14 protein-coding genes and 2 pseudogenes are annotated in these 13,938 nt (G+C 47.7%); 6 read left to right on the forward strand and 10 right to left on the reverse strand.

Annotated elements, in window-relative coordinates; translation table 11 throughout:
- Positions 1 to 82 precede the first annotated feature (82 nt).
- Positions 83 to 1,714: pseudogene (locus ABZJ92_RS01725) on the reverse strand (transposase domain-containing protein); the annotation flags it as partial.
- Complete coding sequence (locus ABZJ92_RS01730) at positions 1,689 to 1,943, reverse strand: helix-turn-helix domain-containing protein (protein ID WP_072075105.1); 255 nt, start codon at positions 1,941 to 1,943, stop codon at positions 1,689 to 1,691. The pseudogene ABZJ92_RS01725 and the gene ABZJ92_RS01730, both read right to left, overlap by 26 nt.
- A gap of 153 nt (positions 1,944 to 2,096) precedes the next feature.
- On the opposite strand from ABZJ92_RS01730, the gene ABZJ92_RS01735 reads away from it, so the two are divergent.
- Positions 2,097 to 2,606 carry a DNA-binding protein gene (locus ABZJ92_RS01735; protein WP_000833599.1) on the forward strand — a complete coding sequence of 170 codons (510 nt, stop codon included), beginning with the start codon at positions 2,097 to 2,099 and terminating at the stop codon, positions 2,604 to 2,606.
- A gap of 337 nt (positions 2,607 to 2,943) precedes the next feature.
- Positions 2,944 to 3,285: pseudogene (locus ABZJ92_RS01740) on the forward strand (response regulator); the annotation flags it as partial.
- 40 nt (positions 3,286 to 3,325) lie between these two features.
- On the opposite strand, the gene dcuC reads toward ABZJ92_RS01740, so the two are convergent.
- Positions 3,326 to 4,711 (reverse strand): anaerobic C4-dicarboxylate transporter DcuC, encoded by a 1,386-nt coding sequence (dcuC, locus tag ABZJ92_RS01745; RefSeq protein WP_000955063.1) that lies wholly within the window; start codon positions 4,709 to 4,711, stop codon positions 3,326 to 3,328.
- Between the two features lie 588 nt (positions 4,712 to 5,299).
- Between dcuC and pagP the strand changes: the two genes are divergently transcribed.
- Both pagP and cspE read left to right on the forward strand, forming a co-directional pair.
- Positions 5,300 to 5,860: a lipid IV(A) palmitoyltransferase PagP gene (gene pagP / locus ABZJ92_RS01750; RefSeq protein ID WP_005049488.1), complete on the forward strand. Its 561-nt coding sequence runs from the start codon at positions 5,300 to 5,302 to the stop codon at positions 5,858 to 5,860.
- A 174-nt stretch (positions 5,861 to 6,034) separates the two neighbouring features.
- The gene (gene cspE / locus ABZJ92_RS01755) at positions 6,035 to 6,244 is read left to right on the forward strand and encodes a transcription antiterminator/RNA stability regulator CspE (RefSeq protein WP_000034825.1); all 210 of its coding nucleotides are present in this window, start codon (positions 6,035 to 6,037) and stop codon (positions 6,242 to 6,244) included.
- 53 nt (positions 6,245 to 6,297) lie between these two features.
- On the opposite strand, the gene crcB is transcribed toward cspE, so the two are convergent.
- Positions 6,298 to 6,681 carry a fluoride efflux transporter CrcB gene (crcB, locus tag ABZJ92_RS01760; RefSeq protein WP_000939741.1) on the reverse strand — a complete coding sequence of 128 codons (384 nt, stop codon included), beginning with the start codon at positions 6,679 to 6,681 and terminating at the stop codon, positions 6,298 to 6,300.
- A gap of 92 nt (positions 6,682 to 6,773) precedes the next feature.
- Between crcB and ABZJ92_RS01765 the strand changes: the two genes are divergently transcribed.
- Positions 6,774 to 7,562, forward strand: coding sequence for a deaminated glutathione amidase (locus tag ABZJ92_RS01765; RefSeq protein ID WP_005049482.1), 789 nt, complete (start codon positions 6,774 to 6,776; stop codon positions 7,560 to 7,562).
- A 128-nt stretch (positions 7,563 to 7,690) separates the two neighbouring features.
- Positions 7,691 to 7,894 (forward strand): twin-arginine translocase subunit TatE, encoded by a 204-nt coding sequence (gene tatE / locus ABZJ92_RS01770; RefSeq protein ID WP_000503931.1) that lies wholly within the window; start codon positions 7,691 to 7,693, stop codon positions 7,892 to 7,894.
- Between the two features lie 100 nt (positions 7,895 to 7,994).
- Here the strand turns inward: tatE and lipA are convergent, their stop codons facing one another.
- The 6 genes from lipA to rlpA all read right to left on the reverse strand — a co-directional run bounded on the left by lipA (position 7,995) and on the right by rlpA (position 13,935).
- On the reverse strand, positions 7,995 to 8,960 hold the full coding sequence (lipA, locus tag ABZJ92_RS01775; protein WP_000042632.1) for a lipoyl synthase: 966 nt from the start codon (positions 8,958 to 8,960) through the stop codon (positions 7,995 to 7,997).
- A 208-nt stretch (positions 8,961 to 9,168) separates the two neighbouring features.
- Positions 9,169 to 10,122, reverse strand: coding sequence for a YbeF family transcriptional regulator (locus tag ABZJ92_RS01780; protein WP_000378035.1), 954 nt, complete (start codon positions 10,120 to 10,122; stop codon positions 9,169 to 9,171).
- Between the two features lie 258 nt (positions 10,123 to 10,380).
- Positions 10,381 to 11,022 (reverse strand): lipoyl(octanoyl) transferase LipB, encoded by a 642-nt coding sequence (gene lipB / locus ABZJ92_RS01785; protein WP_000284045.1) that lies wholly within the window; start codon positions 11,020 to 11,022, stop codon positions 10,381 to 10,383.
- Between the two features lie 100 nt (positions 11,023 to 11,122).
- Positions 11,123 to 11,386, reverse strand: coding sequence for a DUF493 family protein YbeD (ybeD, locus tag ABZJ92_RS01790; protein ID WP_000850550.1), 264 nt, complete (start codon positions 11,384 to 11,386; stop codon positions 11,123 to 11,125).
- A gap of 110 nt (positions 11,387 to 11,496) precedes the next feature.
- Positions 11,497 to 12,708, reverse strand: coding sequence for a D-alanyl-D-alanine carboxypeptidase DacA (gene dacA / locus ABZJ92_RS01795; RefSeq protein ID WP_001092085.1), 1,212 nt, complete (start codon positions 12,706 to 12,708; stop codon positions 11,497 to 11,499).
- A gap of 138 nt (positions 12,709 to 12,846) precedes the next feature.
- Complete coding sequence (gene rlpA, locus ABZJ92_RS01800; protein WP_001231405.1) at positions 12,847 to 13,935, reverse strand: endolytic peptidoglycan transglycosylase RlpA; 1,089 nt, start codon at positions 13,933 to 13,935, stop codon at positions 12,847 to 12,849.
- Positions 13,936 to 13,938: the final 3 nt, after the last annotated feature.

The raw sequence follows: 13,938 nt of genomic DNA on the forward strand, positions 1-13,938 counted from the left end.
TTGGGTTTTTCTGCTCATTATTAGCTCCTTCTGATGCCATTCTATTTCAGGAAGGAGTGTCCGTTAAACTCAGGCTATCTCAATAAACCGTGCTGTGTAACTGCTGTGGATCAAATCTGACCACAACTTTTTTCACTCCGGCATTCATTAATGCCATGTTGTAATAAACGTTTTTCGCGCCTTTAAGGGAGCCGCCAACTTTAAGCGTAAACTCGCCTTTGCGTGAAACGTTCACCGCCTCGGCAGGCAGTAACAGCATCCGTTTTTGTTCTTCGGTTGGCTTACGCACAATCGTTCTGGCGTATTCACGCTCGAAAACATCATCAAACGAGAGTTTGCCCCCGCACATTTCTGTTTCACGGCCTGTTCTGGCATTGAACATCGCCACACCTTCGGCAAAGGTTTTCAGAAACAGCTCTGCATCAACAGCGTGGTCGCCATAGTTATCAGGTTTTGCCTGCGGATTTGGCCCCGTATATGCGCCAGCCAGTGCCGGATGCTTATCAACGTATTCCTCAAGCCCACCAACACCGAAAGCACGTTCAACAGGTTTTGCCTGGCCCCAGCCTTTACCGGCAACAACGCTTGTCCAGTGCATTTTCGCACCCATCAGTAAAAACAGTCCTTTTGGATCGTCCTCTTTTACCTTAAAGCGGTAGCGATTGGGCGCGCCTCCCGTCAGCCATTTATTCGCAGCACCACGGGTGTTATCAATGGTGATGTGAAAATCCTCCGGGATACTGTAGCGAGTCACAACATCCATGAACGAGAGGCGAATTGAATCAATGTTCTCGCTCACATCGCAGCGCCAGCCCAGAATTTTTCGGGTTTTCACATCCTGCCAGAACCATGTTTTCGGACGGATCACATCACCGTTAAACCAGCGTACAAAGACGTTATGCAGATAACCGTCGCCGTTGATCCACTGCATGGCGTCCAGGTGTTCCACAGTTCGCTGCTGTGCCGGTATCAGATGCATCAGTGCATGTTCACCTTCACGACAGGCAACAACCATTGCCTCGTCCAGTTGCTGAATCCGGCGAAAGGCCGTGGCACGGGAGGGAATACTCCAGCCATGCTCGCGGGCTGCCAGTTCCAGACGCTCATAACATTTGCGGAAGGCGGGTTTTTCCGGTCGCAGATAATCTGCAATCAGAAACTGCCAGGCATCCTCGTCAAATTCACTTTTGTGAACATTGCGACGGGATGCTCCACGTCCATCAACAAGTGCAGCCGCCCAGTCAGGCTTCGCAAACTTCTGTACCTGGTAATACTTGTCCCGCAAAGTGGATGCGCTGACCTGGTAATGCCCTGCAACGGTCGCAAAAGCCGTTTTCGTTGAAATCCCCTGGTTCAGCATTTCGTCTGTGGCCTGAATTGAGGGCAACCATTTTTCAGCCAGGCTGCGCTGGGAATCGCTGGCTTTATCCCATTTGCTCCATAGTGCCTCACGATCATAATCATGAGCTTCCAGCGTGGGGCGGGCGATTTCAAAACATCCCTGACTGGTTTTAAATTTTCCTTGTTGGAGCAAAACTTCAGCTCGAGCAATGTTAGGAAGAGAAGATATATGGTATTCGTAAGCAACCCCTCTAATTCCTTCTCTTCTTCTCTTGAGCCATCCTTCTCTCTGAGCTCTTTTGTGAACCCCCATTAATGAACCAGGTAAACCAGATAAACCCATGCATTCAATTGCTGATATCCACTCTCTCATTGTGATCCCTTAGATATCTACTAGGCCAAATTTCCTCAGGTTTCATGTTTAAGGCGTCAGCAATAATGCGTTCACCTTTAGGCCATGGCCTGACTAATGCATTTGCAAGCGTCCCGGTTGAATAACCTGAACGTCTGGACAATTTTGCCAGAGGGGTTCCTGTTTTTTTGAGGGCCGCAATCACGTCGGCCCGATGCCAATCGTTACTCATCTTTCGCACACCAACCATATTGCGTATGATAAAGGGTTACCAAAACAAATAATTCGTCTTGATTATCTGTTTTATACATTACCAAATAAACCAAACCGGTTTATATCAGTTAATGTGGTTTATTTTGTAATCCATTGATTTTTATATAGATAAATCTGGTAAACTTAGTTTATGAAAAGCGCAAATGAGATAAACCAGTGGATGACACCCAAACAAATTACTGAACTGGATGGAATGCCTGGGACAATACAGGGGGTGCATAAACGAGCAAAGAAAGAAGGATGGCCGAAGCGTTCACAAGAAGGGCGTCGCGGGCCTGGGGTTGAATATATCCCGGCAATACCGGCTATGCAAAAAATTGCTATCGAAGAAATGAATGCTGATACATTGAAAATGTTCTCCCTGTTAATCAATAAACTAGGAGAAAATGAAGTCCGAGAGATAGAGCTAAACATGGCTAAATATGGGCTTTCCGGATTAATGCAAGAACGCCCCTCCATCTCCGTTGACACCCTATTGGCAACGCTGGGTATTGATCGCCAAACACTACAAACAGCTTTGGCGCTGCATAAATTACCTCCAGAAACTCGCCAAGAGATTTTGTCAATGTATGGTGTTCATAAACAGGAAGAGCCTGTAGCTCCTTTGTTGGAACCACAAGATGCGAAAAAAGCCGTATAACAACCATGAGCCAGCTAAAACATACTTCACCTCACATAATCACACATGTAACATACCTAAACGGCATGAGCTGATTTGTGATATGAGTCATTTGATGACAGCCTGGTTGTTATCGGTTTTGAACGTTTTTTGAAGCTATGATTGAAATGATTTATAGTGTTTTTGTTTTTCGTTTTTTCAATGAAACAAAAGCAATTTTTTACTATCTTTCGCGTTTCATTGGTTAACGCCTAAAATTTGTACTACAGGCTTGCAAGCCCCACCAAATCTAATCCCATCAGATCCCGAATAATCCAATGTTCTCCCGGTTTTTTCGTACTTCAAGTGAATCAATACACTGGGGCAAACGCTAACCCGTTTCCGCCAGCGTAAACATATGCTGGAAAGTATTGATAGCGCCAGCCAGAAGCAAATTGATGAGATGTTTAATGCCTATGCTCGCGGTGAACCCAAAGACGAACTGCCGACCGGCATTGACCCCTTGACGCTAAACGCGGTGCGAAAACTGTTTAAAGAGCCTGGTGTGCAACATACGGCAGAAACGGTGGCGCAGGCACTGACCATCAGCCGCACCACTGCCAGGCGTTATCTTGAATATTGCGCCAGCCGCCATCTGATTATTGCTGAAATTGTTCACGGCAAAGTTGGCAGACCACAACGCATATACCACAGTGGGTGACATGATAAAGCCGGAGGAAACTTGCCTCCGGCATTACTATTTACTTGCCTGTGACCGCTGCTGCCGTTCCTGGCACCATCAGCTCTGTAGCAACGATAACAATCACTAGCCCAACAAGCACCGGCACCGAGGTGCGTTTTACGACTTCAAATGGTGAGATTTTCGCCATCCCGGCAACCGCAACGACTACGCCAGAAACGGGTGATAGGGTACGACCCAGGTTTGACGCCTGCAGCATCGGGATAGTCAAATACGCCGGGTTAATGCCGGAAGAGTGCGCCAGTTTCGGGATCATCTCAACAAACGCATAAAACGGCGCATTGCCTGAACCGGTCGTGACTGCCGCCAGCATGGTCAGAATCACCAATACCAGCATCAGGATGATACTCGCCGAACCAAACGAGGTAGCGATAGAAATCAGACTTTGAATAAAGCCGATGGTGCTAAGCCCCTGAGCGAATACCCCAGCGGCAACCAGCAGCATCACCACGTTAGCAAACGCATCTGCCATCCCGCGATAAGCCACTTCCAGACCAGAGAAAACTTTCTGGGTATTAAAGCTGCGGAGGAACTCCAGAATGGAGGCAATCAGCATACAAATCACCAGAATAGTGATGATGTGTAATTGCGGACCCCATTTACCGTCAAAAATCAGTACACCGATGATCGGCGTGAACGGCAAAATGGCATAAAACGCGGGGGCAGTGGTGGTGATTTCACTGACATCTAACATTTCATGAGAGATGTGCTCTTTTTTATCCAGATAACGTTGCCAGAAGAAGTGGGCGATCGCCATGCCGATAATTGCAGCAATTGAGATAGGCAGCGTCGTTTTGAAGGCGAAGTCAATCAGCGACATTTCGGAAGCCTGCGCCGCCAGCACCACATCCCCTGAAGTCGGTGCGAGAATAATCGCCGCCGGGGAGGCACAAATGGCAGCTGCTGCGCCACGACTGATACCAACGTTTACCATCACCGGAAACAGGGTTGCCATCAGCAAAACCCCCAGACCGGTTGCGGAAGAGACGGCCAGTGACATCAGACAAGCAACAAAATAGGCGGCAATCATCAGCAGGTAAGGGGAGTTAATATACTGCAATGGTTTTGACGCCAGCTTGACCACCATATCATTCGCGCCGATATGGGTCATGTAAGCGGCAAAGCCACACAGCATCATAATCATCATGCCGAGGTCGCCGCCGCGGCTCATTAGTAATATTTTAACGTATTCAACGATATCCGTGGCGCTGTAGCCTGTTGAAGCCTGGCTGGACGGTAACACTTTGTGCCCCATAATGGCACTGATAATCAGCAATAACAGGCCACCGACAAATAACACACCAGTGGCGGAATACCCTTTAATGATGTAGCGAGCCACACCCACAATAACCACAACCCCAATAAGGAGTTCAATGAATGTCAGCATAATTTTTCCTGTCTCCAGGCCCAAAGTAAATAATAAAAACTTCCTAAAGCTTAAGGAAAAAATATGCCCAATAAATTGGCGATGAATGCTGATTAAAATCAAGAAAAACTGCCATTAAGACATTGAAGTTGCTGTTTTTATACATAGATAACAAAACGCATATTTAGCGGTTGGCAATTATCACATAATAATGTGTGTAAATTGATGGTGGATTGATGCAAATTTGTTAATTGCAATGGTGTTAGCTGCGGCTGTGCGCTCAAAAAATAATCTAATATGAGCATGGGTTGACGATATATATTATATACTTCGTTAAGATGATTGTTGTATCTCGTTAAAAAAATAAAATAATTTTTCCTTGATTGCATTTTGTCATCAAAAAAGACTTGGTTTTTCTTTTTTGACTATTCCCATCGCAGAAAACGACGCATCATCTTTAATCGATGCGCGGAAATATTTAACTTGAACAAGCGGAAATAAATAGAGCAGCTATTCAGATTATTCTTTATGTTGGGTCTATTAAGGTTATGTTAATTGTAGCTTTGCTATGCTAGTAGTAGATTTTTGATAAATGTTTTATGGTCACAAATGAACGTGAGTAAATATGTCGCTATCTTTTCCTTTGTTTTTATTCAGTTAATCAGCGTTGGTAAAGTTTTTGCTAACGCAGATGAGAGGATGACAACGTTTAGAGAAAATATTGCACAAACCTGGCAACAGCCTGAACATTATGATTTATATATTCCTGCCATCACCTGGCATGCACGTTTCGCTTACGACAAAGAAAAAACCGATCGCTATAACGAGCGACCGTGGGGTGGCGGTTTTGGCCTGTCGCGTTGGGATGAAAAAGGAAACTGGCATGGCCTGTATGCCATGGCATTTAAGGACTCGTGGAACAAATGGGAACCGATTGCCGGATACGGATGGGAAAGTACCTGGCGACCGCTGGCGGATGAAAATTTTCATTTAGGTCTGGGATTCACCGCTGGCGTAACGGCACGCGATAACTGGAATTACATCCCTCTCCCGGTTCTACTGCCATTGGCCTCCGTGGGTTATGGCCCAGTGACTTTTCAGATGACCTACATTCCGGGTACCTACAACAATGGCAATGTGTACTTTGCCTGGATGCGCTTTCAGTTTTGAGACAAATGAAGTTTTAGTAACTTCTTTAAAATCAATAACTAAAATAAGCAACATCAAAAATAACGCGACTTTTATCACTTTTTAGTAAAGTTGCACTGGACAAAGCGTACCACAATTGGTGTACTGATAACCGACACAGCATTTGTGTCTATTTTTCATGTAAAGGTAATTTTGATGTCTAAGATTAAAGGTAACGTTAAGTGGTTTAATGAGTCCAAAGGATTCGGTTTCATTACTCCGGAAGACGGCAGCAAAGACGTGTTCGTACACTTCTCTGCAATCCAGACTAATGGTTTTAAAACTCTTGCTGAAGGTCAGCGCGTAGAGTTCGAAATCACTAACGGTGCCAAAGGCCCTTCTGCTGCAAACGTAATCGCTCTGTAAGATACGTCAGCAAGAATTCAAAACCCGCTTAATCAGCGGGTTTTTTTTGGTCTTTAGTGTACGGTTGAGGCCGAAAACAGCCAGAATGCCAGTGCGGTCATGGCAAAAGACCCCAGAAGGTTGACGAAAACGTTCAGTAATGCCCAGCCAAAGCGGCCCTCTTGTAACAAAAACACCACTTCTGCCGAAAATGTTGAGAAGGTTGTTAGACCGCCACAAAATCCGGTGGTGATTAATACTTTCCACACTGGATCAATGTTCGTCATCCTGCTGAACCAGGCGAATCCCATTCCTATGATGAATGCCCCAATCAGGTTTGCTGCCAGCGTCCCCAACGGAATCGCCTGATGCAGCGGGTTAAATCGCATACTTAACAGCCATCTCGCTACGCTTCCCGTACCACCGCCAATAAAAACTGCTAAAAGAAGTTGTAACACTGCAAAATCCTGCTATTTGATTTGTATGAGTGATAAGTGTAACGCCGAATAATCGTCGTTGGCGAATTTTACGACTCTGACAGGAGGTGGCAATGCTGGTTGCTGCAGGACAGTTTGCTGTTACATCTGTGTGGGAAAAGAACGCTGAGATTTGTGCCTCGTTGATGGCGCAGGCGGCGGAAAACGACGTATCGCTGTTTGTCCTGCCGGAAGCATTGCTGGCGCGCGATGATCATGATGCAGATCTATCGGTTAAATCAGCACAGCTGCTGGAAGGCGAATTCCTCGGACGTTTACGGCGAGAAAGTAAACGTAACATGATGACGACAATTCTGACGATTCATCTTCCTTCAACGCCGGGGCGCGCATGGAATATGCTGGTGGCACTTCAGGCAGGAAACATCGTCGCCCGTTATGCCAAACTGCATCTCTATGATGCATTTGCCATTCAGGAATCACGCCATGTTGATGCTGGTAATGAAATAGCTCCGTTACTGGAGGTGGAAGGGATGAAGGTCGGTCTGATGACCTGTTATGACTTACGCTTTCCAGAGCTGGCGCTGGCACAGGCTTTACAGGGAGCTGAAATCCTGGTACTTCCTGCCGCCTGGGTTCGTGGGCCGCTCAAAGAGCATCACTGGTCAACGTTGCTTGCCGCTCGTGCGCTGGATACCACCTGTTATATGGTGGCGGCGGGGGAGTGCGGGAACAAAAATATCGGGCAAAGCCGGATTATAGATCCCTTTGGCGTCACCATTGCGGCAGCGTCAGAAATGCCTGCACTCATTATGGCGGAAGTGACGCCCGAACGTGTGCGTCAGGTGCGCGCGCAACTGCCCATCTTAAACAACCGTCGCTTTGCGCCGCCGCAATTATTATGATGTTTTTTTACTCGGCGCTTGATTCACCTTGTTACAGATTGCTATTGTGTGCGCGCGTCGAATGACCGTTAATATTCTCTGGTTTTTAAGGCGCGTTCTGTTGCCGGTTATATGTCAAGAAGGTATCTATGGGTGAGATTAGTATTACCAAACTGCTGGTAGTTGCGGCGCTGGTCGTTCTGCTGTTTGGGACTAAGAAGTTACGTACGCTGGGCGGAGACCTTGGAGCGGCCATTAAAGGGTTCAAGAAGGCGATGAATGATGACGATGCTGCGGCGAAAAAAGGCGCAGACGTTGATCTTCAGGCTGAAAAGCTCTCTCATAAAGAGTGACGTGGCGAGCAGGACGCTCCCTCAATATCTTGTTCGATACAAAAAACCCGCTTCAAAAAGCGGGTTTTTTATCAGACAGATGTAAGTAATTATTACAGGATTACTTAACTTCCATTCCTTTCGCCTGCAAATCGGCGTGGTAAGAAGAGCGGACAAACGGACCGCATGCAGCATGGGTAAAGCCCATCGCCAGCGCTTCGGCTTTCATTTCGTCGAACTCATCCGGGCTAACGTAACGTTGAACCGGCAGGTGATGGCGGCTTGGCTGCAAATATTGCCCCAGCGTTAACATCGTCACACCATGACGGCGCAGGTCGCGCATTACCTCAATAATTTCTTCATTGGTTTCACCCAGACCCACCATCAGACCAGACTTGGTCGGGATTTCCGGATGCGCTTCTTTAAAGCGTTCCAGCAGCTTCAGCGACCAGTTGTAATCTGCGCCAGGCCGTACCTGCCGGTAAATACGCGGTACGTTTTCCAGGTTATGGTTGAACACATCTGGGGGCGTTGCAGTCAGAATATCCAGAGCACGATCCATTCGACCGCGGAAATCCGGCACCAGAGTTTCAATTTTGATTTGCGGGCTTTTTTCCCGAATGGCAGTAATACAATCCGCAAAGTGTTGGGCACCGCCATCGCGCAGGTCATCACGGTCAACGGAGGTGATAACCACATAACGCAGCGCCATATCGGCAATGGTCTGCGCCAGTTTCACTGGTTCATTGGCATCAGGAGCTACCGGGCGACCGTGGGCAACATCACAGAACGGACAACGGCGGGTACAAATAGCGCCGAGGATCATAAACGTTGCTGTGCCGTGGTTGAAGCATTCCGCCAGGTTAGGGCAGGAGGCTTCCTCGCAGACAGAATGCAGGCCATTTTTGCGCATTGCGGCTTTGATGCCCTGGATACGTGTAGAGTCCGCTGGAAGCTTGATTTTCATCCATTCCGGCTTGCGCAGCAGGGCTTCGCGCTCTGTTGCCACGTTTTTAACCGGGATAAGGGCCATCTTATCGGCATCGCGGTATTTAACACCGCGTTCCATCACAATGGGTTTACTCATAGCGTGCGTGTTCCAGTTGCGAATTACGAAGGAAAGCGTTTCAATTCAATAGATTGTTGTAATTATCAACTATTTTTGAATTAACGACTGGCAGTATATCATTGAAACGGACCTGAAAGCAGCCAAAGCGGTCGCGAAAATGTAAAATTGTTGTTGGATTGTGCCATTTTATCGTTCTGCGCTGTGATCTGGCTGTAACAATACTTTTTCAAAATGCATTACGGATAACATCTATTACTCCGTGCAGGATGGGATCACGCAGGATGAATTTGTTGTAGTGGATAGAGAAATCTATTTGCTCCTCATTTAAGGACGGAAAAGGCAGTTTTTCCAGCGGCCAGCAACGACTAAACAGGTTATAAAAACGGCTGGGAATAATCGCTAACATGTCACTGTTGGCAACCAGTGCAGCGATTGTCAAAATGTTGTAGCTGGTGAAATTGATTTGCCGGTCCGGAAACATCTCTTGAACTCTCTGCCGCAGACCGCTGAAATTTTGCCCTTCCGGTAACAGAAGTACATGCGCAGCGTTGTCGATAGTCTCTCTGTCATCTTCTAAAGAGAGTAGTGGATTTCCCTTGCGGCAAATTAACACCATATTGTCGGTGAACAGAACATGATGTTGCACCGTACGATTGGTGCAAAACATGTTATCGATGATGAGATCGGTTTGAAACTGACTGAGTTGGTTTTCCGCGTCGCTGATGGGCGGGTTGCGCAGTAAAAGCTGCGGATAGTGAGTTTTAATCGCCCGATAGATGACAGGAAGGACCAGGGCTCCGACCGAGGGAGTGGTCGCAATAGTTATCGTTCGTTGCTTATCATAGCTTCCTTCGATATCCAGCGCGCCAAGAATGGACTCAAGGCCCTGACTGATATACTCATGTAGATGCATCGCAAATGCGGTAGGAGTGACACCCTGGCCTTTGCGAATAAACAATGGGTCAGGGAATATAACGCGCAGTTTCTGAATAGACTGACTGATTGCCGAGGGGGTCAGATTAAGCACTTTCGCTGCATTAACGATCCCTTTATGTACATATACAGCTTCAAAAATAGTCAGAAGGTTAAGATCAATATTTCGTAAGGTTGTAAATATTTGTGGTTTACCTTCTGACGACTTTCTGCTTAAACAGGGTTCAATTTGATTATTACTATCCACGCACTTACTCCAATTTTATTCATGGAAAAATAATATTTAAAAAATTACAATAATCTTATGTCTAATTGGAACGGAACGCTTTTGCTCACCATAATCAACCATTTCAATAGGTTAATCAATGGGGTGAGTTACGGAGCAAGGCGTGGCACCGCATTTCTGCAAGTGATAAAGAAAATATACAAACGCGAAGGAGATGTAAAGCATTAGCAGGTATTATGAGTAATGACCCAGTGTAAATTGGGCCATTGATGTATGGAATTAAGCGGTAATATATTCGAAGTCCGGATTGTTTAGTAGCGCTAAAATATTTTCCAGTAAACGTGGAGCAATATTATTAGTCGTCGCTTCGGGTTTCCATTGTGATATTTTAGCCATTTCCATTCCGGCATACCCACAAGGATTAATACGTAAAAATGGTGAAAGATCCATATTGACGTTTAATGCCAGACCGTGGAATGAACAACCGCGTCGAATTCGTAAACCCAGTGAGCAAATTTTCTTTTCCCCGACATAGACACCAGGCGCGTCAGCCCGAGGATGCGCTTCTATACCCAGTTCAGCCAGGGTATTCACCACTGTTTGCTCAAGCAAGGTCACCAGTTCACGCACACCGAGTTTACGGCGTTTCAGGTTAAGCAACACATACATCACCTGTTGTCCCGGCCCGTGATAAGTCACCTGCCCACCGCGATCGCTCTGGATCACCGGAATATCACCCGGCATTAAAATGTGCTCCGCTTTTCCTGCCTGACCTTGGGTGAATACCGGATAGTGCTCGACCAGCCAGATTTCATCAAGGGTACTATTATCGCGGGTATCGGTGAATTCATGCATAGCCCGGGAGATTGGCTCGTAAGGCTGAAGACCGAGCTGGCGGACAAGAATTTTATCCTGATACAAAACGGCATCTCCGTGGAGAATGAGTAAAAGTGGGGGAAAAGTATATCACAGCGAGGAGAGGGGAGTTACCCGACCAGGAGCCGGGTAACGGAGAAGCGAGTTACAGAACCATGCGGACAATATCGATTTTGCCCAGTTCTTCATACAGTGTTTCAACCTGCTCGATATGAGTGGCGTTGATAGTGATAGATACCGAGTGGTAGTTGCCTTTGCTGCTTGGTTTTACCGTTGGGGTGTAGTCACCTGGCGCATGGCGCTGTACCACTTCAACCACCTGATCAACCAGCTCAGGTAACGCCTGCCCCATAACTTTGTAAGTAAAAGGAGTAGGGAATTCAAGCAGTTCGTTAAGTTTGGTTTTCATGTCAGCTCCGGCGTAACGTAATTAAATAGCAACTCCCGCCAGAAGGCGGGAGTTTTTTTACTGATGCTTAGTATATGGGGACGGAAATTACACTTTCAAGTGTTCAATTTTTAACCAAACCAGTGATGGAACATTAATTTAATGTAATCAATGATTTTGCCGAAGAAGTTACCTTCCGGGATTTCTTGCAACACAACCAGCGGGCGTTGCTCGATCGTTTTGCCATCAAGCTGGAAGTTGATAGTTCCGACGACCTGATTCTTTTGCAGCGGCGCATGCAATTCACTGCTGTTCAGCACATAGCTGGCTTTCAGATCTTTCATGCGACCACGCGGAATGGTCAGGTACACGTCTTTATCAACCCCTAACGAAGCGCGATCAGAATCACTAAACCAAACCGGTTCAGAGGCGAACTCTTTACCTACTTTCAGTGGGTTAACGGTTTCGAAGAAACGGAAGCCCCAGGTTAGCAGTTTTTTACTTTCGGCTTCACGGCCTTTAAAAGTACGTCCACCCATCACCGCAGAAATCAAGCGCATCTGGCCTTCAGTCGCAGAAGCAACAAGATTGTAACCTGCTTTGTCAGTGTGTCCGGTTTTGATGCCGTCGACATTCAGGCTGTTATCCCATAACAGGCCGTTACGGTTCAGCTGGCGAATACCGTTAAACGTAAATTCTTTTTCTTTATAGATCGAGTATTCATTCGGTACGTCACGGATCAATGCCTGGCCGATCAGCGCCATATCTCGCGCGGAGCTGTACTGACCATCAGCATCCAGACCATGTACCGTCTGGAAGTGGGTATTTTTCAGGCCCAGTGCGTTAACGTAGCTGTTCATCAAGCCAACAAAAGCGTCCTGGCTACCAGCGGCAAAATCGGCCATGGCGACACAAGCATCGTTACCCGATTGCAGGTTAATACCGCGGATCAGCTGAGAAACCGGAACCTGCATGCCCGGTTTGAGGAACATCAGCGAAGAACCTTTAAACACCGGGTTACCGGTGGCCCATGCGTCGTTGCCGATAGTGACTAAATCAGTTTCTTTAAATTTACCGGCTTTCATTGCCTGGCCGATAACGTAACTGGTCATCATTTTGGTCAGGCTGGCAGGATCGCGGCGGACATCTGCGTTCTGTTCGGCGAGCACTTTGCCGGAGTTATAGTCAATCAGGATGTAGGACTCCGCATCGATCTGCGGTACACCCGGGATCATAGTTTTGATATTCAGGTCATCGGCATGTGCAGCAGAGATAAAGGCTGTGCAAAGAGCCGTGGTGAGCGCCAGGCGCTTCATGATACGAGCGGAAAAAATGGTATTCATGGTCTGAACTACGACATCCGTGATGGAATTAAAAAAGTGCCCTACTATAGCAAATGCACTACCGGCAGGCATCTGACTTTCCGCGTGACTTTGTTAACGTCATTTACAGAAATTGACACATCAGATGCCTGCTTTACGCTACTGCGCGGTAGTAATAAATGACTGTAATTGGGCTTCGGTTTGCAAACGTTGCTGCAAGGTACTGGCTTCGGCTTTGCTGGCGAATGGGCCAAGCTGGATCCGCCAGACCGCGCCATTTTGAGTTACGCGACCGGGGACGCCGAACTTCTGTCCCAGTTGCTGTTGGTACTGTTGCGCACGAGCCTGATCGCTTACGGCCCCGACTTGCACCATAAAGTTGCCGCTGGCGCTTTGCGAGGCGGCTTGCGGTGTCACCATTGCAGGCGAGGTTGCAGGCGTTGTCGACGAAGCTGTAACAACGGGCTGTGGCGCAGGCGTCGGTTCGCTGCCTTCCAGTACACCAGGCGCTAAGGTCGTTGGAGCGCCGAGGAAACCGCTACTGGTTACCGGCGCGCCGGTCGGATCTTCGCTTTTTAGCGTCGAATTACTGACCGGAAGAATGTCACCCTGCGGGCCAGACACTGAACTTGTTCCCGCGCCACCGCTTAAATCGGGAGGTGCAGGCAGGGCGTAAGTCTGTTTGGCGACTGTGGTACAAGCCATACCAGGACCAGAAAGCGAACCATCCTGGGCGACAATAATCGGATCGATACGAACTTTGGTGTTGTTTGACGTGTTAAGACGGTCAGCTGCCGCGCGAGAAAGCGAAATAACGCGGTCGTTGCCGTAAGGGCCGCGATCATTAATGCGCACCACGATCATTCGCCCGTTAGCCAGGTTAGTGATTCTGGCGTAGCTGGGGATCGGAAGCGTTGGATGGGCCGCCGTCAGCTTTGTCGGATCGAAAGCTTCGCCAGAGGCCGTCAGGTTACTGCCTGGTTCGGCATCATAGATTGCCGCCAGTCCCGCCTGGCTAAATCGAGACGGATCCTGCACGATTTTGTAGCTTTTACCGTCGCGCTGGTAATCCTGATTTGCCGTCGCGTTCAGTGGTTCGAAACGCGGGTCCGCCCCGCTAATTTCAACTATGGGGCCGTTACATACCGCAGGCTGCGGTACACTTACCGTCTGTTGCTGACCATCATCGCTTGTACATGCCGCGAGCATTCCTGCCGCGATGCAGATCCCGAGCCACTGCTTACGCATTGC

This window comes from Shigella sp. FJ200513 (assembly GCF_040495915.1).
GTDB lineage: Bacteria > Pseudomonadota > Gammaproteobacteria > Enterobacterales > Enterobacteriaceae > ECMA0423.